This is a genomic window from Streptomyces sp. CB00455 (assembly GCF_001905445.1).
Lineage (GTDB): Bacteria > Actinomycetota > Actinomycetes > Streptomycetales > Streptomycetaceae > Streptomyces.
Genome location: NZ_LIVQ01000011.1, coordinates 116,840 through 134,678 on the forward strand (window position 1 = coordinate 116,840; position 17,839 = coordinate 134,678).

14 protein-coding genes, 1 rRNA gene and 1 pseudogene are annotated in these 17,839 nt (G+C 74.1%); 4 read left to right on the forward strand and 12 right to left on the reverse strand.

The window, feature by feature from the left end; translation table 11 throughout:
- Positions 1-4 precede the first annotated feature (4 nt).
- The gene (locus AMK16_RS31345; RefSeq protein WP_073920713.1) at positions 5-1,387 is read left to right on the forward strand and encodes an FAD-binding oxidoreductase; all 1,383 of its coding nucleotides are present in this window, start codon (positions 5-7) and stop codon (positions 1,385-1,387) included.
- Positions 1,388-1,606: 219 nt separating this feature from the next.
- Entirely contained in the window at positions 1,607-3,226 is a 1,620-nt protein-coding gene (locus tag AMK16_RS31350) for a PucR family transcriptional regulator (protein ID WP_073920714.1), read from the forward strand.
- A gap of 11 nt (positions 3,227-3,237) precedes the next feature.
- Here AMK16_RS31350 and AMK16_RS31355 read toward each other — a convergent pair whose 3' ends face one another.
- From AMK16_RS31355 to AMK16_RS31375, 5 genes are all read right to left on the reverse strand, one after another.
- Positions 3,238-4,353 (reverse strand): glycosyltransferase family 4 protein, encoded by a 1,116-nt coding sequence (locus AMK16_RS31355; protein WP_073920715.1) that lies wholly within the window; start codon positions 4,351-4,353, stop codon positions 3,238-3,240.
- A gap of 474 nt (positions 4,354-4,827) precedes the next feature.
- A complete protein-coding gene (gene recN / locus AMK16_RS31360; protein WP_199885661.1) occupies positions 4,828-6,552 on the reverse strand; it encodes a DNA repair protein RecN in 1,725 nt (574 codons plus the stop codon).
- Between the two features lie 109 nt (positions 6,553-6,661).
- Positions 6,662-7,585 carry an NAD kinase gene (locus AMK16_RS31365; RefSeq protein WP_073920717.1) on the reverse strand — a complete coding sequence of 308 codons (924 nt, stop codon included), beginning with the start codon at positions 7,583-7,585 and terminating at the stop codon, positions 6,662-6,664.
- Positions 7,586-7,695: 110 nt separating this feature from the next.
- On the reverse strand, positions 7,696-8,511 hold the full coding sequence (locus AMK16_RS31370) for a TlyA family RNA methyltransferase (protein WP_073920718.1): 816 nt from the start codon (positions 8,509-8,511) through the stop codon (positions 7,696-7,698).
- A gap of 7 nt (positions 8,512-8,518) precedes the next feature.
- Positions 8,519-8,833, reverse strand: coding sequence for a hypothetical protein (locus AMK16_RS31375; RefSeq protein ID WP_073920719.1), 315 nt, complete (start codon positions 8,831-8,833; stop codon positions 8,519-8,521).
- Positions 8,834-8,898: 65 nt separating this feature from the next.
- Between AMK16_RS31375 and AMK16_RS31380 the strand changes: the two genes are divergently transcribed.
- On the forward strand, positions 8,899-9,246 hold the full coding sequence (locus AMK16_RS31380; RefSeq protein WP_073920735.1) for an alkyl sulfatase C-terminal domain-containing protein: 348 nt from the start codon (positions 8,899-8,901) through the stop codon (positions 9,244-9,246).
- Between the two features lie 199 nt (positions 9,247-9,445).
- On the opposite strand, the gene AMK16_RS31385 is transcribed toward AMK16_RS31380, so the two are convergent.
- The 4 genes from AMK16_RS31385 to AMK16_RS31400 all read right to left on the reverse strand — a co-directional run bounded on the left by AMK16_RS31385 (position 9,446) and on the right by AMK16_RS31400 (position 13,540).
- On the reverse strand, positions 9,446-10,264 hold the full coding sequence (locus AMK16_RS31385) for an ABC transporter ATP-binding protein (protein WP_073920720.1): 819 nt from the start codon (positions 10,262-10,264) through the stop codon (positions 9,446-9,448).
- 31 nt (positions 10,265-10,295) lie between these two features.
- Entirely contained in the window at positions 10,296-11,357 is a 1,062-nt protein-coding gene (locus tag AMK16_RS31390) for a FecCD family ABC transporter permease (protein WP_199885656.1), read from the reverse strand.
- Positions 11,354-12,400: a FecCD family ABC transporter permease gene (locus AMK16_RS31395; RefSeq protein ID WP_199885658.1), complete on the reverse strand. Its 1,047-nt coding sequence runs from the start codon at positions 12,398-12,400 to the stop codon at positions 11,354-11,356. Before AMK16_RS31395 ends, AMK16_RS31390 begins: the two co-directional genes overlap by 4 nt.
- A 105-nt stretch (positions 12,401-12,505) precedes the next feature.
- On the reverse strand, positions 12,506-13,540 hold the full coding sequence (locus AMK16_RS31400; RefSeq protein ID WP_073920722.1) for an HAD-IIA family hydrolase: 1,035 nt from the start codon (positions 13,538-13,540) through the stop codon (positions 12,506-12,508).
- 87 nt (positions 13,541-13,627) lie between these two features.
- Here AMK16_RS31400 and AMK16_RS31405 point away from each other — a divergent pair, with 87 nt between their 5' ends.
- A complete protein-coding gene (locus AMK16_RS31405; RefSeq protein WP_073920723.1) occupies positions 13,628-14,899 on the forward strand; it encodes a DUF1015 family protein in 1,272 nt (423 codons plus the stop codon).
- A 106-nt stretch (positions 14,900-15,005) separates the two neighbouring features.
- On the opposite strand, the gene AMK16_RS34580 is transcribed toward AMK16_RS31405, so the two are convergent.
- The 3 genes and pseudogenes from AMK16_RS34580 to rrf form a co-directional block, all read right to left on the reverse strand.
- Positions 15,006-15,902: a tetratricopeptide repeat protein gene (locus AMK16_RS34580; RefSeq protein WP_079191859.1), complete on the reverse strand. Its 897-nt coding sequence runs from the start codon at positions 15,900-15,902 to the stop codon at positions 15,006-15,008.
- Positions 15,903-16,058: 156 nt separating this feature from the next.
- A pseudogene (locus AMK16_RS38410) lies at positions 16,059-17,225 on the reverse strand (hypothetical protein); the annotation flags it as partial.
- A gap of 400 nt (positions 17,226-17,625) precedes the next feature.
- Positions 17,626-17,742, reverse strand: a 5S ribosomal RNA gene (gene rrf / locus AMK16_RS31415).
- Positions 17,743-17,839: the final 97 nt, after the last annotated feature.

The window sequence follows — 17,839 nt, forward strand, 5'->3', positions numbered from 1 at the left end:
AGCCATGGCGCCCTTCACGAAGGCGGGTACGGCCCTTGCCGCGCTCCGCGAGGATCTGTCCGGCGAGGTCTTCGCCCCCGGTGATGCGGGGTACGACGAGGCGCGCACGGTCTTCAACGCGATGATCGACCGCCGGCCGGCCGTCATCGCCCGGTGCGAGAGCCCCGCCGACGTGGTGACCGCCGTCCGGTTCGCCAGGGAACTGGACCTGAAGATCGCGGTCCGCGGCGGTGGGCACAGCGTCGCCGGGATGTCCCTCAACGACGGCGGGCTCGTCGTGGACCTGCGGCGGATGAACGGGGTGACGGTCCGCCCCGCGGCGAAGGCCGCCCTCGTCGGTGGCGGGGCCACGATGAGCCACCTGGACCGGGCGTGCCAGCCGTACGGCCTGGCGACGACCGGCGGGCGGGCCTCCACGACCGGTGTCGGAGGTTTCGTGCTGGGCGGCGGCTCGGGCTGGCTGGACCGGAAGTTCGGGCTGGCGGTCGACAACCTCCTGGGCGCGGAACTGGTCACCGCGGAGGGCGAGCTGCTCCAGGTGACCGCGCGGGACCACCCGGAGCTCTTCTGGGGGCTCCACGGCGGCGGCGGCAACTTCGGCATCGCCACCTCGCTCACTCTGCGCCTGCACGAACTGCCCTCCATGGCGATCGCGCTCGTGCTCTGCCTGCCGGAGCACGGCCCGGAGGTGGTCCGTACGTTCCGCGACGTCATCGAGGCGGGGCCGCGCGAGGCGGGCGGTGCCGCCTTCTACCTGACCGCCCCGCCCGAGCAGTTCGTGCCGCCGCACCTGGTGGGCCGGATGCTGTCCGGTGCGCTCCTGACCTACGCCGGGCCCGAGGAGGAGATGCGCGCGCTCGCCGCGCCGCTGCTGGCGGTCCCCCATGTGGCGGAAGTCGTCACGGCCATCCCGTACGCCGACCTCCAGTGCATGACCGACGATCCGCCGGGGATGCGGAACCACTGGTCCGCGGAGTACCTCACGCAGGCACCGGACGCGTTCGTGGACGTCTTCTGCGCCCGCGCCGGGTCCATGCCGGTGCCCACCCGAACCCAGCACCTGTTGTGGCCGCAGGGCGGCGCGATCGCCGAGGGCCCGGACGACTACCCGGTGCCCTACCGCGGCGCCTCCTGGGCCGTGCACCCCTTCGGCGTCTGGGAGGACCCGGCCGATGACGAGCGGTGCCGGCAGTGGGTCAAGGACGTCCGCGCCGACGCCGCGCCGTGGAGCACCGGCGCCGTCTACCTCAATCTCACCGGGGACGAGGGCGCGGACCGGGTGGTGGCGGGTCTCGGCGCCGAGAACATGCGGCGGCTGGGCGCGCTGAAACGCCGGTACGACCCGGACAACGTGTTCCGCTACAACCACAACATCCGGCCGGCCTGACGGGCACCGGAGCGGGCAGCGGAGCGGGCGGTGGCCGGGCCGGCGCGGGACGGGGCAAGGCCCGCCGGACCGGTCCCGCGTGACGCACACCACAGTCGGCCGGTGGTCGGATAATCCCCTTGCGCAGAGGACGAGTTGTCGGGCCGGACGGGGGCACGCGGCCGTCGTCGAGCGGGTGGTGATGTGCGCGGAACGGGCCTGCCGGTAGCGTCCCGCGACATGGACAACCAGGGCGGGATCACGGTTCAGCGGGCACTGGAGCTGCCGGGGCTGCGCGGCGGACTGCCTGAGGTGGTGGCCTGCGCCGACCGCCTGGGCCGGACCGTCCGCTGGGTGCACGCGGGCGAGGTGCCCAACATCGCCTCGCTGCTCAAAGGCGGCGAGCTGCTGCTGACCACGGGGCTCGGCCTCGGCACCCGGCCCGCCGAGCAGCGTGCCTTCGTACGCCGCCTCGCCGACCGGGGGATCGCCGCGCTGGTGGTCGAACTGGGCCCGCGCTTCACCCGGCTGCCGGCGACGATCGTGGAGACGGCGCGCACGGTGGGCCTGCCGCTGGTCCAGCTCCACCGGGAGGTTGCCTTCGTCGCCGTCACGGAGGAGGTCCACACCGAGATCGTCAACGGCCACTACGCCCTGCTCCAGCGGGCCGAGGAGGTCCACCGGCGGTGTACGCAGGCCCTGCTGGGCGGCGGCGGCATCCCGCAGGTGCTGCGGATCTTGGCGGACTTCACCGGCAACCCGGTCTTCCTGGAGACCCCCGACGGCCAGCTGCTGTACGCCGCCGGCAGCGCGGGCGTGGACGCGGGCGCCGACCCGCTCCAGGTGTGGGAGGGCCTGCGGGGCCAGCGGGAGGCGGAGCCGTCGGCGAACACGGTGGTGGTCGACGTGCCGGGCGGCGGCCACGGCACAGGCTCCGTCCGCGCGCGGGTCGTCCTGACCGGGATCTCGGCCCCGCTGCTGCCGGTCCACCGGATGGCGGCGGAACGCACCGCGGGGGTCCTGGCGGTGGTCCTCATGCAGGCCCGCCAGGAGGAGGAGCTGGCGGCGCGCGGGCGCGGCGACTTCCTGACGGACCTCGCCGAGGGCCGCATCCCGGCGCAGGACGCCCCGGCGCAGGCCCGCGTCCTCGGCTTCAAGCCGGGCGCGGGACCGCTGCTGCCGATCGTGATGCGGCTGTCCTCGGGGCTGGGCCCTTCGGGCAACTGGGCCGTCCTGGCCCGGGCGGTCCTGGAGGAGCTCGCGTCGGTCGGGGTCCCGGTCCTGCTGGGTGTACGCCCGGTGGAGGGCCGGGTCCCGCTGCTGGTCTCGCTGCGTGCGGAGTCGGAGCGGACGGCGGTCGCGGACCGGGTCGCGGCCGCGCTGCGGGCGGGCGTCGAACGCGCCGGCCTGGACCGGGCGTCCGCCCCGCCGGCCGTGGTCGTGGGGGTCGCGGGCGGGTGGACCGCGGCTTCGGCGGGCCTGCGCCACGCGGCGGAGACCGCCACCGCCGCCCACGGCCTGCCGGCCCGTCCCTGGTACGACGCCCGGCGGCTGGACATCGACCTGCTGCTGTGGCGGCTGCGCGAGCACCCCGACCTGGCGGCTTTCGTGGACCGGGCCATCGGCCCGCTGCGCACCCACGACCTGACCTCGCGCCCGCCGCTGCTGCCCACGCTGGAGACGTACCTGGCGCACGCGGGCCGCAAGGCGGAGACGGCCCGCGAGCTCCACCTGAACCGCCAGACCCTCTACAACCGCCTGGCCCGCATCTCGGAACTGCTGGGCACGGACCTGGACGACCCGGAAACGGTCCTCGGCCTCAGCCTGGCCCTGCGGGCCCGCCGCCACACCACGACCTGACGGACGGCCCGTCAGCGGCGGGTGTGTTCCGTCAACTCGTCGTAGACGGACAGGACCTGCGCGACGGTGTCGTCCTCGGACGGCCACGTCCGCGCCTGCGCCAGGCCCGCCGCAGCCAGTGCCGCCCGGCGGTCCGCGTCCGCCAGGAGGCCGGTCACCGCCGAGGCGAGGGCCTGCGGGTTCCCGGCCGGCACCAGCACCGCGCCCTCGCCCACCAGCTCGGGCACGCCCCCGACCGCTGTGGCCACCAGCGGGACCCCGGCGCGCAGGGCCTCCTGCGCCAGCGGGGCCCGCTCCTCCCAGCGGCTCGGCAGCACCGCCACGTCCGCCGACGCCAGCAGCTGCGCCGCGTCCCGGCGGCGCCCGAGGAGCCGTACCGGAAGCTCCTCCGCCTCGATGCGCCGGGACAGTTCGGCCCGCAGCGGCCCCTCCCCCGCGATCACCAGCAGCGGCGGGGGGTCCAGCGTCCGCCACTCCCGGGCTGCGTCGAGGAGGACGCAGTACCCGCGGCGGGGCACCAGGCTGCCGACCGCGATCACCAACGGGCGCTCCACCGCGCCCAGTTCCGCGCGGGCCTTGCCCGGATCCGGGTCCGTGTCCGCCGTACCGGCCACGACCGTGGCCACCGGCGCCAGCCGCGCGTCCCGGGCGCCCCGCAGCCGGGCGAGGTCCACCTGGTCCGAGGAGGCTCCGAGCACCACCGCCGCGGCCCGTGCCACGTGCCGTTCCAGGACTCGGCCCAGCCGGCCGAGCCCCCCGTCGGACCCGGTTCCGCTCCCGTGCCAGCTCACCACCAGCGGGACCCGCCGCCCCCGCAGGGCCAGCGCGGCCCGCATCCCGGCGCGCACCCCGTGCGCGTGCACGAGGTCGGCACCGGCGCAGGCGGCCCGGAGCTCGCGCACCGCGTCCGGCGCGAACCGCGCCCCGGCGCCGGTGAAGTCGTACTCCCCCTCCGCTTCGACGGGCGCGCACACCGTGACCCGTACACCGCGCGCGGCGAGCCCGGTCGCGAGCGACCGCACGTGCGCGCTGCTGCCCGCGCCGCTGCCGAGCACTTGGACGGTACGCAGCGGCGGCCGCCCGTAGGGCTGTGCGGGGACGGACGCGGAGGCCGGGGAGCTGCTCACGTGGCCGAAGCTCCAGGGTGAGGGGAGTCAGAGACGTCGCCCAGGATGCCAGTCCGCACGCGCGTTCCGGGACCATACGGGTGCGGATCCCGTGAGAGATACGGCAGGACACCGTCAAGTCTCACCCACACGGGCTACCCGCCGTCACCGCGGCACCCCTGCCGGCCCTCGCCGGCGGCCCCACCGGACGGCCCCCAAGACGCCCCCGCCCGTCAGGCGTCCACGCGTCCCACGCGACCCACGCGACGTCAGACACCCGGTCGGCGCCGCACCGGCCAGTGGCAGGCACCGCGTCAGACACCGGCAGGCACGGGCAGGCACCGCGTCAGACACGGCCCGCGCCCGGCCAGGCGACCGGCGACCGGCGCCCGGCGCCCGGCGCCCGGCGTATCGTCAGGCGCCCGGGGCGTCCCGGGTCACCTCGGGTACCGGTGCGCCGCCTGTCGCACCAGGCGTTCCGCGCACCGCCCCGCGTCAGGCGTCCGCGCGCGCCGCGGCGAGGAGTTCCTCCGCGTGCGCCCGCGCCGAGGCCGAGTCCTCGTGGCCGGCCAGCATGCGCGACAGCTCGCGGACGCGGTCCTCGCCCTCCAGCACGGTGACCCCGCTGCGCGTCACGGAGCCGTCGTTGGTCTTCTCGACGAGCAGCTGCCGGTCCGCGAAGGCCGCCACCTGAGGCAGGTGCGTGACCACGACCACCTGCGCCGACTTGGCGAGCTTCGCCAGCCGCCGGCCCACCTCGACGGCCGCCTTGCCGCCGACGCCGGCGTCGACCTCGTCGAAGAGGTAGGTGGGCACCGGGTCGGAGCCCGCGAAGACGACCTCCACGGCCAGCATCACCCGGGACAGCTCACCGCCCGAGGCGCCCTTGGCGATGGGCCGCGGCTGGGCGCCGGGGTGCGGGGCCAGCAGCAGCTCGACCTCGTCCGTGCCGGAGGGACCGTAGGCGACCGGCCGGCCGTCCACCTCCACCCCGTCGGGGTCCTCGGTCTGCCGGATGTCGATGGTCACCCGCGCGTGCGGCATCGCCAGCGAGGCCAGCTCCTCCGTGACGGCGGAGGCGAAGCGGGTCGCGGCCTCCACCCGGGCGTCCGTCAGGGCCTGCGCCAGTCCGGACAGCTCGGAGCGCAGCCCGTCCCGCTCGGCCGTCAGTTCCGTGATCCGTTCGTCGTCGCCGTCCAGCTCCAGCAGCCGCGCCGAGCCTTGCTCGGCCCACTCCAGGACGGCGTCCACGGTGCCCTCGGCGCCGTACTTGCGCGTCAGCTGGGTCAGGGCCGCCCGCCGCTCCTCCACCGCGGCCAGCCGCAGCGGGTCGGCGTCCAGGTCATCGGCGTAGCCCGCCAGCTCCCCCGCCACATCGGCCAGCAGGATGCCCAGCTCACTGATCCGCTCCGCGAGCGCGCCGAGCGCCGGGTCGTGGGAGCGTACGGACTCCAGGGCCCGGTGGGCGCCCGCGACGAGCGTGTTCGCGTCGAGGACCTCGGGGTCCTCGGGGTTCCCGGCCAGCGCGCCGTGCGCCAGCTGCGCCGCCGAAGCCAGCGATTCGGCGTGTCCGAGGCGTTCCGCCTCCGCCGCCAGCTCGGTGTCCTCGCCGGCCACCGGCTCCACGGCCGCGATCTCCTCCAGCCCGAAGCGCAGCAGGTCCGCTTCCTGGGCCCGCTCCCGGGCCCGGGTGGTGAGGGTGTCCAGCTCGGCGGCGACCGCGCGCAGCCGCCGGTAGGCGGCCGCGTACTTCTCCAGCGGCACGGCGACGGCGTCCCCGGCGTACCGGTCGAGCGCCTGCCGCTGCCGGGCCGGGCGCAGCAGCCCCTGCTGGTCGGTCTGGCCGTGCACGGCGACCAGGTCGTCCGCGAGCTCGCCGAGCAGGCCGACGGGCACGGAGCGGCCGCCGACGTGGGCGCGCGAGCGGCCCTCGGCGGAGACGGTCCGGCTGATCAGCAGCACGCCGTCGTCGAGCTCGGCCCCGGCCTCCTCGGCGCGCAGCGCGGCGGGAGCGTCGGCGCGCAGGACGATGCGGCCCTCGACGACTGCGGCCTTGGCCCCGATACGCACCAGGGCCGGGTCGGCGCGACCGCCGAGCAGCAGCCCGAGGCTGGTGACGACCATCGTCTTGCCGGCGCCGGTCTCGCCGGTCACCGCGGTGAAACCGGGCGACAGCTCGACCACCGCGTCGTCGATGACTCCGAGCGACCGTATCCGCATCTCCTCAAGCACGGGACGACGATACCGAGGTTTCTGCGGTGCCATGTGACGTCACCCGCCGGGAGTTCTTCGAACGTCCGTGCTATTGGGGCCCGGGGGCCGGGCCGCCCTAGTGCGGCGCCCCGCGCCAGCCCGACACCGGCAGCGCGAACTTCGCCACGAGCCGGTCCGTGAAGGACGCGTGGTGCAGGCGGGCCAGGCGCACGGGCACCGCACCCCGCCGTACCTCCACCCGGGCTCCGGCCGGCAGCTCCAGCATGCGGCGGCCGTCGCACCACAGCACCCCGTGCGGGGTCCCCGGCTGCACTTCCACCGCCAGCACCGAATCGGGCGAGGTCACCAGCGGCTTCGCGAAGAGCGCGTGCGCACTGATCGGCACCATCAGCAGCGCCTCGACCTCCGGCCAGACCACCGGACCGCCCGCCGAGAAGGCGTACGCCGTGGAGCCCGTCGGAGTCGCGCAGACGATCCCGTCACAGCCGAAGCCGGACACCGGGCGCCCGTCGATCTCCAGGACCACCTCCAGCATCCGCTCCGGCGACACCTTCTGGACCGCGGCCTCGTTCAGCGCCCAGTCCCGGTGCAGGACGTCGCCGTTCGTGCGCACGACCACATCGAGGGTCATCCGCTCCTCGACCTCGTACTCGCGCGTGACCACCCGGTCCACGACCTTGTCCAGATCGTCCCGCTCGGCCTCGGCGAGGAACCCCACCCGGCCGAGGTTGACCCCGAGCATCGGCACCCCCGAGGCACGCGCGTACTCGGCGCCGCGCAACAGGGTCCCGTCGCCGCCGAGCACGATCAGCAGCTCGCAGCCGTCGAGCAGCCCGTCGGCCGGCTCCGCCACCAGCTCCACCTCGGGCGGCAGCGGCAGGTCCACCGCCTCCTGCTGCAGGACCCGTACGCCCAGCCCGCACCGCAGCAGCCCCTGGACGACCAGCTCGGCGCTGCGGATGGCCGCGGGCCGCCCGGTGTGCGCGAGCAGGAAGACGGTCCGCCCCGCGGCGGGACCCGGCGCCGTGGCCGCAGGCACAGCCGGACGCGACCCCGCAGCCGTGCCCCCTGAACCTGCCGAACCCGCTGTATCCGTCGTATCCGCCGAACTCGCGGAACCCGCTGAACCCGCTGAACGCGCTGAACCTGTCACTGCGGCCCCTCCGCCACTGCACGATCGACATCCGCCGGGTCGAGTGCCGGTGCCCCCGCCCTCAGCCACAGAAAGTACTCGACGTTCCCCGACGGGCCGGGCAACGGGCTCGCCGTCACCCCGACGACCCCCAGGCCCAGCTTCCCCGCCTGCGCCGCGACCCCGCGCACGGCCTCCGCCCGCAGCTCCGCGCTGCGCACGACGCCGCCGCTGCCCAGCCGGTCCTTGCCGACCTCGAATTGCGGCTTGACCATCAGCACCAGGTCCGCGTCCGGCGCCGTGCACCGCACCAGCGCGGGCAGCACCAGACCGATGGAAATGAAGGACAGGTCACCGACGACCAGGTCGGCGGGGATCCCGCCGATCTGCTCCAGGGTCAGCTCGCGGACGTTCGTACGGTCCTTCACGGTGACCCGGTCGTCGCTCTGCAGCGACCAGGCCAGCTGCCCGTACCCGACGTCGACGGCGACCACATGGGCCACCCCCGCCCGCAGCAGCACATCGGTGAACCCGCCGGTGGAGGCGCCGGCGTCCAGCGCCCGCCGCCCTTCCACCCGCAGCCCCAGCGGCCGGAAGGCGGCCAGTGCGCCCGCGAGCTTGTGGCCGCCGCGCGAGACGTAGTCGGGATCGCTGTCGTCCTTGAGGACCACCAGGGCCGCACTGGTCTCGACCTGGGTGGCGGCCTTGGTCGCGGTGGTGCCGGCCACGGTCACCCGGCCCGCGGCGATCAGCTGCGCGGCGTGCTCGCGCGAGCGGGCCATGCTGCGGCGTACCAGTTCGGCGTCCAGGCGGCGGCGTGCCACTCCTGCCACGTTCGGTTCAGCTCCTGTTTTCGTACGGACCAGGGACGGGCGGTGCGTCCAGCGCGGTCAGCGCCTCGCGCAGCCCCCGGTGGACATCCTCGTACACCCCGAGGTGTCCGTCCGCCGTCAGGTGGTCGGCGTCCGCCAGCCGCGCCAGGTGCGCGTCCACGCCGGCGTGACCGGTGGGCGTGCGTACGACGCCCAGCGGGACGGGCCCCGCGGGCCCGCCGGCGGCTCCGCGGGAGCCCTCGCCCCCGTCCGGCGCCCCGGCATCGGCATCGGCATCGGCCCGCGCCGCTGCTTCGGTGGCTTCGGCGGCATCGTCGGTCATGCCCCGACGCTACCCCGAAGCATCCCGCGACCAGGCCGCGGCTCTGCGGTACCGTCGTGATCACGATGGCTACGATCGAGGAGTGCCGCGAAGCACTCGACCAACTCTCCGGCAACCTTGCGCGGGCCGAAGGCGGCGTACGCGGCGCGGCCGCGCTCGACCGCTCCCTGAGCTGCCACGTCACGGACCTGGACCGGACCTTCACGGGCCGCCTCCACGACGGCCGGATCCGAGTGGACACGGTGACCCCCGGCCCGCCCGCGGCCAAGGCCGACATCCGGCTCGCGATGACCGGCGACGACCTGGTCGCCCTGGTGGCGGGCGACCTCAAGTTCGCCAAGGCCTGGGCCTCGGGCCGAGTCAAACTGGAAGCGGGCTTCCGCGACCTGCTCCGCCTCAAAGCCCTCCTCTGACGCCCCGCCCTCACCTCCAGCCCACCGACGCCCGGGACGCAAATCCAGCCTCGCCGGCGTTTGAGGCGCGGGGTCCGGGGCGGAGCCCCGGGAAGCCCGGGCGCAGCCCGGGGCCGCTTGCACGACGCCACCGCCACCGCCCCCGCACCCGCACCCGCACCGACCCGCCGGCGGAGCCCCGGCCCCTGCGCCGCGCCGGTCAAACGGCGGCGGAGCCCGCCCCCGCCCCCGCCCGAGCCCTCCGCGCCGCGGGAATCACCAGCGGCGTCCCCGTCTCCGGATCGTCGATCACCTGGCAGCGCAGCCCGAAGACCCGCTCCACCAGCCCGGCGGTGACCACCTCGGCCGGCGCCCCCTCGGCGACGACCCTGCCGTCCCGCATCGCGATCAGGTGCGTGGCGTAACGGGCTGCGTGGTTGAGGTCGTGCAGCACCGCGACCAGCGTCCGCCCCTGGTCCTCGTGCAGCTCGGCGCACAGGTCGAGCACGTCGATCTGGTGCTGGATGTCCAGGTAGGTCGTCGGTTCGTCGAGCAGCAGCAGCGGAGTCTGCTGGGCCAGTGCCATCGCGATCCACACACGCTGCCGCTGCCCGCCCGACAGTTCGTCCACGGCACGGTCGGCCAGCTCCGCGACCCCGGTCGAGGCCATCGACTCGGCCACGATCCGCTCGTCCTCGGGCGACCACTGCCGCAGCAGCCCCTGGTGCGGGTACCGGCCGCGCGAGACGAGATCGGCCACCGTGATGCCGTCCGGAGCGATCGAGGACTGCGGGAGCAGCCCCAGGGTCCTGGCGACCTTCTTCGCCGGCATCGACCCGATGGCCTGACCGTCCAGCAGCACCCGCCCGGCGGACGGCTTCAGCATCCGCGACAGCGCGCGCAGCAGGGTGGACTTGCCGCAGGCGTTGGGGCCGACGATCACGGTGAAGGAGTGGTCGGGGATCTCGACCGAGAGGTTCTCGGCGATGACCCGCTGGTCGTAGCCGAGGGTCACGTTCTCCGCGGTCAGCCGCTGCACTGGGTACTCCTCAGGTTCCGGTGTGTTGCCGTCATATCCGTCCCGCCTTGCGCTCGGTGGCGAGCAGCCAGAGCAGGTAGACGCCTCCGACGAGCCCGGTCACCACGCCCACCGGCAACTGGTCGGCGCCGAAGGCCCGCTGCGAAGCCCAGTCGGACACCAGCAGCAGCACCGAGCCCATGAGGGCCGCGGTCAGCAGGTTCCCCCCGGGTGAGCGGGTCAGCCGGCGGGCCAGTTGCGGGGCGGCCAGCGCGACGAAGCTGATGGGGCCGGCCGCGGCGCTCGCCGCGGTGGTGAGCAGGATCGCCGCGAGCATCAGCAGCAGCCTCGTACGCTCCACCCGCACCCCGAGGGCGTAGGCGGCGTCGTCGCCCATCTCCATCATCCGCAGGGCCCGGCCCTGGCCGAGGACCAGCGGGAAGAGCACCGCGCACAGCCCGAGCAGCGGCCACACCTGCGCCCAGTCGCGGCCGGCCAGCGAGCCCGTGAGCCAGACCATCGCGCGCGTCGCCTCGACCAGCTGGGCCTTCGTCAGCAGGTACTGGATCACGGCGACGAGCATGGCGGAGGCGCCGATGCCCACCAGGACCAGCCGGTATCCCTGGATGCCCTGCTGGTAGGCCAGCAGGTAGACGGCCAGGCCCGCCAGCAGGCCCCCGAGGACCGCGCCGACGGCCACCGCGGTGGCGCCACCGCCGAACACGATGATCACGACGAGGGCGCCCACCGCCGAGCCGTACCCGAAGCCGAGCAGGTCCGGGGAGCCGAGCGGGTTGCGGGACACGGACTGGAAGACGGCGCCGGCCATCCCGAGCGCCGCACCGACGAGCAGGGCCACCAGGACCCGCGGCAGGCGCAGGTCGTTGACGATGAAGTCGTTCGCGGGGGTGCCGTTGCCCAGCAGGCTCTGCACGACGTCCCAGGGTTCGATCGGGAAGTCGCCGGTCCCGATGAGCAGGACGGCCAGCGCGAGGGCCGCGAGGGCCAGCAGCAGCCCGACGGCCAGGGCGCGTCGCTCCACGCGCAGCGAGATCCCGCCGGGCAGTTGTAGGCGGCGGGGCACGGTCGGGCGTCCCTGGAGCTTGACGGTCACAGCTGGGCCATCCTTTTGCGCCGGACCAGGCAGATGAAGACGGGGCCGCCGAGGAGCGCGGTGACGATGCCCACCTGGAGTTCGGCCGGCCGGGTCACGACGCGCCCCACGATGTCGGCGCCGAGCAGCAGCACGGGTGACAGCACGGCGGAGTAGGCCAGCACCCAGCGCATGTCCGGCCCGGTGAACGCCCGTACGAGGTGCGGGATCATCAGGCCGATGAAGACGATGGGCCCGCAGGCGGCGGTCGCCGCCCCGCACAGCAGCGTGATGGCGAGCACGGCGCCGATCCGGGTACGGGCCAGGTCGGCCCCGAGCGAGCGCGCGGTGTCGTCGCCCATGGCCATCGCGTTGAGCGGCCGGCCCAGGGACAGCGCGAGCACCGCACCGACCAGCAGGAAGGGGGCGACCTGCCGGACGGTGTCCATGTTGGCCGAGGCCAGCGAACCCACCGTCCAGAAGCGGAGCTTGTCCAGCGCCTTGCTGTCCATCAGCTGGACGGCGTTGATGTAGCCGACCAGGGCGGCGCTGGCCGCCGTACCCGCGAGCGCGAGCCGCACCGGCGTCGCGCTGCGGCTGCCGCCGAGCACGTAGACGACGACCGAGACGACGGCGGCGCCGAGGAAGGCCCACCAGACGAACTCGCTCAGGGAGCGGGCCCCGAAGAAGCTGATCGCGGACACGACCGCGGCCGCGGCCCCGGCGTTGACGCCGAGGATGCCGGGCTCGGCCAGTGGATTGCGGGTGAGGGCCTGCATCACGGCCCCCGACAGCCCGAGGCCCAGTCCCACCATCAGTCCGAGGAGGGTGCGCGGGACCCTCAGGTCCCGCACCACCACGTCGGAGGGGGTTCCCGCGTAGCCGAACAGGCCGTGCCAGATTTCGTCGAGCGGCATCGGCCGGGCGCCCACGGCGATGCTCGCGACCGCGATCAGCGCCAGCACCACGAGGGCGATCAGCAGACCGGCGGCGCGCGCGCCGTGCCGCGGGCGGACGGCGGCGGGGGGCGCCGCGCTCTGTTGAGGGGGAATATCGACCAACACGCAGGTTAGGTTAGCCTACCCTGCGCCTTGTATATGCTCCTTGCACGGCCCGGACCTCCCGGTCTTCCGGTCTCACCGGTCGCCCGGTCGCCCGGTCTCACCGGTCTAAAGACCGAGCCGGGCAAGGGCCTTGTCCGCGTCCAGCGAGCAGGAGCCCTCCCCGGCCTGCGACCAGGCCGCCGCGCACAGCGCCCGCAGCCCGTCCACCGGGTCCCCGCCCTCCCCGCGCAGCTCCAGCCCGTCCTCTCCCGCGGCAGCCGTCCAGCCACCGCACCGGAAGCCGTCCCCGGCCGGTTCCACCTCCGGCTGCCCGGTCAACAGCCCCCGCAGATCCCGGTCCACATAGGTCGGCCGGTGCCGGGGCTCCGCCCGCAGCAGCTGCTCCGCGTCCGTCACCCCGGTCAGCACCAGCAGCGAGTCCACCTCCCCGTGGAAGGCCCCCTCGATGTCGGTGTCCAGCCGGTCCCCCACCACCAGCGGCCGCTTCGCCCCGGTCCGCAGCACCGTCTCCCGGTGCATCGGGGGCAGCGGCTTGCCCGCCACCTGCGGCTCCGCGCCCGTCGCGATCCGCACGACCTCCACCGCGGCCCCGTTGCCCGGTGCGATCCCGCGCGCCCCCGGGATCGTCAGGTCGGTGTTGGAGGCGTACCACGGCACCCCCCGGTTGATCGCGTAGGCCGCCTCCGCGAACCGGCCCCACGCCAGGTCCGGACCCCCGTACCCCTGGACCACGGCCGCGAGCCCCTCCTCGTCGGCCGACTCCACCGGCACCAGCCCGCGTTCGCGCAACGCCACCCGCAGCCCCTCGCCCCCGATCACCAGCACCTTCGACCCCGGCTCCACCTGATCGGCGATCAGGCGGGCCACCGCCTGCGCCGAAGTGATCACCTCGGACGCCTCGGTGGGGATGCCCAGCTCCCCCAGGTGCTCCGCCACGGACTCCGGCGTGCGCAGGGCGTTGTTCGTCACGTACGCGAGGTGCATCCCGTCCGCCCGGGCCGCGGCGAGGGACTCCACGGCGTGCGCGATGGCCTGCCCGCCCGCGTACACCACCCCGTCGAGGTCGAGCAGCGCCGTGTCGTACGCCTGGTGCAGACTCCGCTCACTCGCGGCGGGAATGGTCCTGCTCTGCCCGGTCATCCTGTCCGCTCCTCATACGTTCGATCCTGTCCGATTCCGTACTCCCCCGATCATCCCGCATCGCGAGACGGGTCTTACCATGCACCAATGACCACATCTGGCACCGCGGAGCACGGGCTGCGCCTGATCCCCTTCCACGGCCTGCGCTATGACCCGGAGCGTGTCGGCAGCCTGGCCGCCGTCACCTCGCCGCCGTACGACGTGGTCGTACGCCCCGACGGAGTCGACCACCTCGAATCCGCCGACCCGCACAACATCGTCCGTCTGATCCTGCCGCAGGCGGGCACCCCCGCCGCCCGTAACGAACAGGCCGCGCGCACCCTGCACCACTGGCTGGCCGAGGGCATCCTCAGCGCCGACCCGGAGCCCGCGCTCTACGTCTACGAGCAGCGCCGGGCCGGCCTCCTCCAGCGCGGGATCATCGGCGCCCTCGCCCTCTCCACCGCCGACGCCGGCATCGTCCTGCCCCACGAGGACGTGATGCCGGACGTGGTCACCGACCGGGCCGGCCTGATGCGGGCCACCTCCGCCAACCTCGAACCCCTCCTCCTCACCTACCGCGGCGACGATCCGGCCACGGGCGCGGCCGCGGTCGTCGAGCAGACGGCCCGGCAGCCCCCGCTGCTGTCCACGACCACCGAGGACGGCTTCCAGCACCGCCTCTGGGCCATCACGGACCCGGCCGAACTCGCCGCCGTCACCGCCGACCTCAGCGACCGCCAGGCCCTCATCGCGGACGGCCACCACCGCTGGGCGACCTACCTGCGCCTCCAGGAGGAACACGGGTCCCCCACCGCCTGGGACTTCGGCCTGGTCCTCCTCGTGGACACCGCCCGCTACCCGCTCCAGGTCCGCGCCATCCACCGGATGCTGCGCCGCCTCCCCGTCGCGGACGCCCTCGCCGCCGTCGAGGGCCACTTCCGCGTCCGCCCCGTCGACGGGCCGCTCCCGCTCGCCGTGGAGGCCCTCGCGGACGCCGCCGAGCGCGGCAACGCCTTCCTCCTCGCCGGCGACGGCACCTTCCACCTGGTCACCGACCCCGACCTGGGCCTGCTGGAGCGCACGGTCCGGCGCGACCGCCCGGAGGCCTGGCGCCGGCTGGACGCCACCGTCCTGCACGCGACCCTGCTCGACGCCCTGTGGCAGATCCCGGACGCGCCGGAGCAGATCACCTACATCCACGACGCGGCCGCCACCGTGGCCATGGCCGAACGCCACGGCGGCACCGCGGTCCTGCTCCACCCCGTACGCGAGGAGGTCGTGCGGGACCTGGCACGCCAAGGCGTCACCATGCCCCGCAAGTCCACGTCCTTCGGTCCGAAACCGGCCACCGGCCTGGTGCTGCGCGGCTTGGAGTGAGCGGAGCGGGCCGGGCCCGGACACGAAGAAGGGCGGTACCCCGACCGGGGTACCGCCCTTCTCCTCAATGCCCGGATTGACGCCCGGGCACCGCTTTCAGCGTGCGTCAGGCCTTGTCGCGACCCGCGTCCCGCCCGTCGTCCTCGGCGTCCCTGTCGTCCTCGACGACGTCGACCTCGTCGGTGACGTCGAAGTCGGCGTCGGCGTCGGACCGCTCCAGCGGCTCGTACTCGTCGTCGTCCTCGTCGTAGTACTCGGCGACGTCGGAGGCGCGCTCGGCCGCGGCGACCTCGGGGTCGTCCTCGTCCTCGTCGTCCTCGTCGTCCAGGTCGTCCAAGTCGCCGGCGACGTCGTCGTCAGCGCCCGTGGCGATCGAGGCGTCGACGAACTCGACGCCGTCGAGCTCGGCGAGGCGGTCGGAAGCGTCGGTGGACCCTTCCTTGTCCGCTTCGAGGGTCTTGGCGAACCACTCGCGGGCCTCGTCCTCGCGCCCGGCCGCCAAGAGGGCGTCGGCGTAGGCGTACCGCAGGCGCGCCGTCCAGGGCTGGACGCTGTTGGAGGCGAGCTCCGGGCTCTGCAGGGTGACGATGGCGGCTTCGAGCTGTCCCTGGTCGCGCCGGGCACCGGCAGCGACCAGCCGCATCTCGACCTGGCCGGCCTTGTCCAGCTTCTGCACCTCGGGCTCGCCGGCCATGGCCAGTGCCCGCTCCGGGCGGCCGAGGCCGCGCTCGCAGTCGGCCATGACGGGCCAGAGCTCGACCGAACCGGTCATGCGCTTGGCGGCACGGAACTCCGCGAGCGCCTCGCTGTACTTCTGGCTGGCGTAGGCGGCGAAGCCGGCGGCCTCACGGACGGCGGCGACGCGGGAGGCCAGGCGCAGGGCGATCCGCGAGTACGCGTACGCCTGCTCCGGGTCCTCGTCGATTAGACGCGCGACCATGACCAGGTTCTTCGCAACTTCCTCGGCCAGACCCTTGGGCAGGCTCAGCAGCTCCTGGCGCACGTCGGAGTCGATCTCGAAGCCGGTGACGTCCTCGTCGATCGGGAGGCGCTTGACCGGATCCCGGTCGCGGTCCGCCCGGTAGTCGCGGTCGCCGCCACGGTCATCGCGGCCACGGTAGCCACCACGGTCACCACCGCGGTCGTCACGGCCACCACGGAACCCGCCACGGTCCCCACCGCGGTCGTCACGACGCGGGTAGGAGGGGCGGTCGCCGCCACGGTCGTCACGGCCACCGCGGAATCCACCACGGTCGTCATCACGGCGCGGGTAGGAGGGACGGTCGCCACCGCGGTCGTCACGGCGCGGGAAGGACGGACGGTCCCCACCACGGTCGTCGCGACGGAAGCCGCCACCACCACCGGTAGGACGCTCCCCCCGGTCGTCACGGCGGAAGCCGCCACCGGAAGGACGGTCCCCACCGCGGTCGTCACGGCGCGGGAAGGAGGGGCGGTCGCCGCCACGGTCGTCACGGCCACCGCGGAATCCACCACGGTCGTCATCACGGCGCGGGTAAGAGGGACGGTCGCCACCACGGTCATCACGGCGCGGGAAGGACGGACGGTCCCCACCACGGTCGTCACGACGCGGGTAGGAGGGGCGGTCGCCGCCACGGTCGTCACGGCCACCGCGGAATCCACCACGGTCGTCATCACGACGGGGGTAGGAGGGACGGTCGCCACCGCGGTCGTCACGGCGCGGGAAGGACGGACGGTCCCCACCACGGTCGTCGCGACGGAAGCCGCCACCACCACCGGTAGGACGCTCCCCCCGGTCGTCGCGACGGAAGCCGCCACCACCACCGGTAGGACGCTCCCCACGGTCGTCACGGCGGAAGCCGCCACCGGAAGGACGGTCCCCACCCCGGTCATCACGACGCGGGAAGGACGGACGGTCCCCACCACGGTCGTCACGGCCCCCGCGGAATCCACCACGGTCATCGTCACGGCGCGGGTAAGAGGGACGGTCGCCACCACGGTCATCACGGCGCGGGAAGGACGGACGGTCCCCACCACGGTCGTCGCGACGGAAGCCGCCACCACCACCGGAGGGACGCTCGCCACCCCGGTCGTCACGGCGGAAGCCGCCACCGGAAGGACGGTCCCCACCCCGGTCATCACGGCGCGGGAAGGACGGACGGTCCCCACCACGGTCGTCACGGCGGAAGCCGCCACCACCACCGGAGGGACGCTCGCCGCGGTCGTCACGACGGAAGCCGCCGCCGGAGGGACGGTCCCCACCCCGGTCGTCACGACGCGGGAAGGACGGACGGTCCCCACCACGGTCATCGCGGCCCCCGCGGAACCCACCACGGTCATCGTCACGACGGGGGTAGGACGGACGGTCGCCACCACGGTCATCGCGACGGAAGCCGCCACTGGCGCCGGCGCCAGTGGGACGCCCGCCGCGGTCGTCACGGCGGAAGCCACCGCCGGCACCGGCCGGGCGCCCGCCACGGTCGTCACGACGGAACGGAGGACGGTCGCCACCACGGTCGTCACGGCCCCCGCGGTAGCCGCCCCTGTCACCGCCGTCGTTGCGCCGAGGCTCGCGCTCCGGACGATCGTCGGGAGAGTTGGACATGGGTGTGACTCCTGTCTTCGGGGTACCGCTAGTCATTCTCGCGCAACCAACCCATGGCCGCGCTTCGGCGTAAAAAGGATGAAAAACAAAAAGGACCCTTGGTCCAGCGTTGAACGCTGGACCAAGGGTCCTTTGAAAGATTGTTCGGCGGCGTCCTACTCTCCCACAGGGTCCCCCCTGCAGTACCATCGGCGCTGAAAGGCTTAGCTTCCGGGTTCGGAATGTAACCGGGCGTTTCCCTAACGCTATGACCACCGAAACCCTATCGGTTTCGAGCGAACAAGCACACTTTATAGTTATGTTCTAGCTCTAGAAACCAGCAACTGTTCGTTGCTTCAGAACTAACACAGTGGACG

What these genes read in the sequence shown, in the direction of transcription:
- AMK16_RS31345 (WP_073920713.1), top strand. Translation starts at nt 5, where the DNA reads ATGGCGCCCTTCACGAAGGCGGGTACGGCCCTTGCCGCGCTCCGCGAG.
- AMK16_RS31350 (WP_073920714.1), top strand. Translation starts at nt 1,607, where the DNA reads ATGGACAACCAGGGCGGGATCACGGTTCAGCGGGCACTGGAGCTGCCG.
- recN (WP_199885661.1), bottom strand. Translation starts at nt 6,552, where the DNA reads ATGCGGATACGGTCGCTCGGAGTCATCGACGACGCGGTGGTCGAGCTG.
- AMK16_RS31375 (WP_073920719.1), bottom strand. Translation starts at nt 8,833, where the DNA reads ATGACCGACGATGCCGCCGAAGCCACCGAAGCAGCGGCGCGGGCCGAT.
- AMK16_RS31380 (WP_073920735.1), top strand. Translation starts at nt 8,899, where the DNA reads ATGGCTACGATCGAGGAGTGCCGCGAAGCACTCGACCAACTCTCCGGC.
- AMK16_RS31400 (WP_073920722.1), bottom strand. Translation starts at nt 13,540, where the DNA reads ATGACCGGGCAGAGCAGGACCATTCCCGCCGCGAGTGAGCGGAGTCTG.
- AMK16_RS31405 (WP_073920723.1), top strand. Translation starts at nt 13,628, where the DNA reads ATGACCACATCTGGCACCGCGGAGCACGGGCTGCGCCTGATCCCCTTC.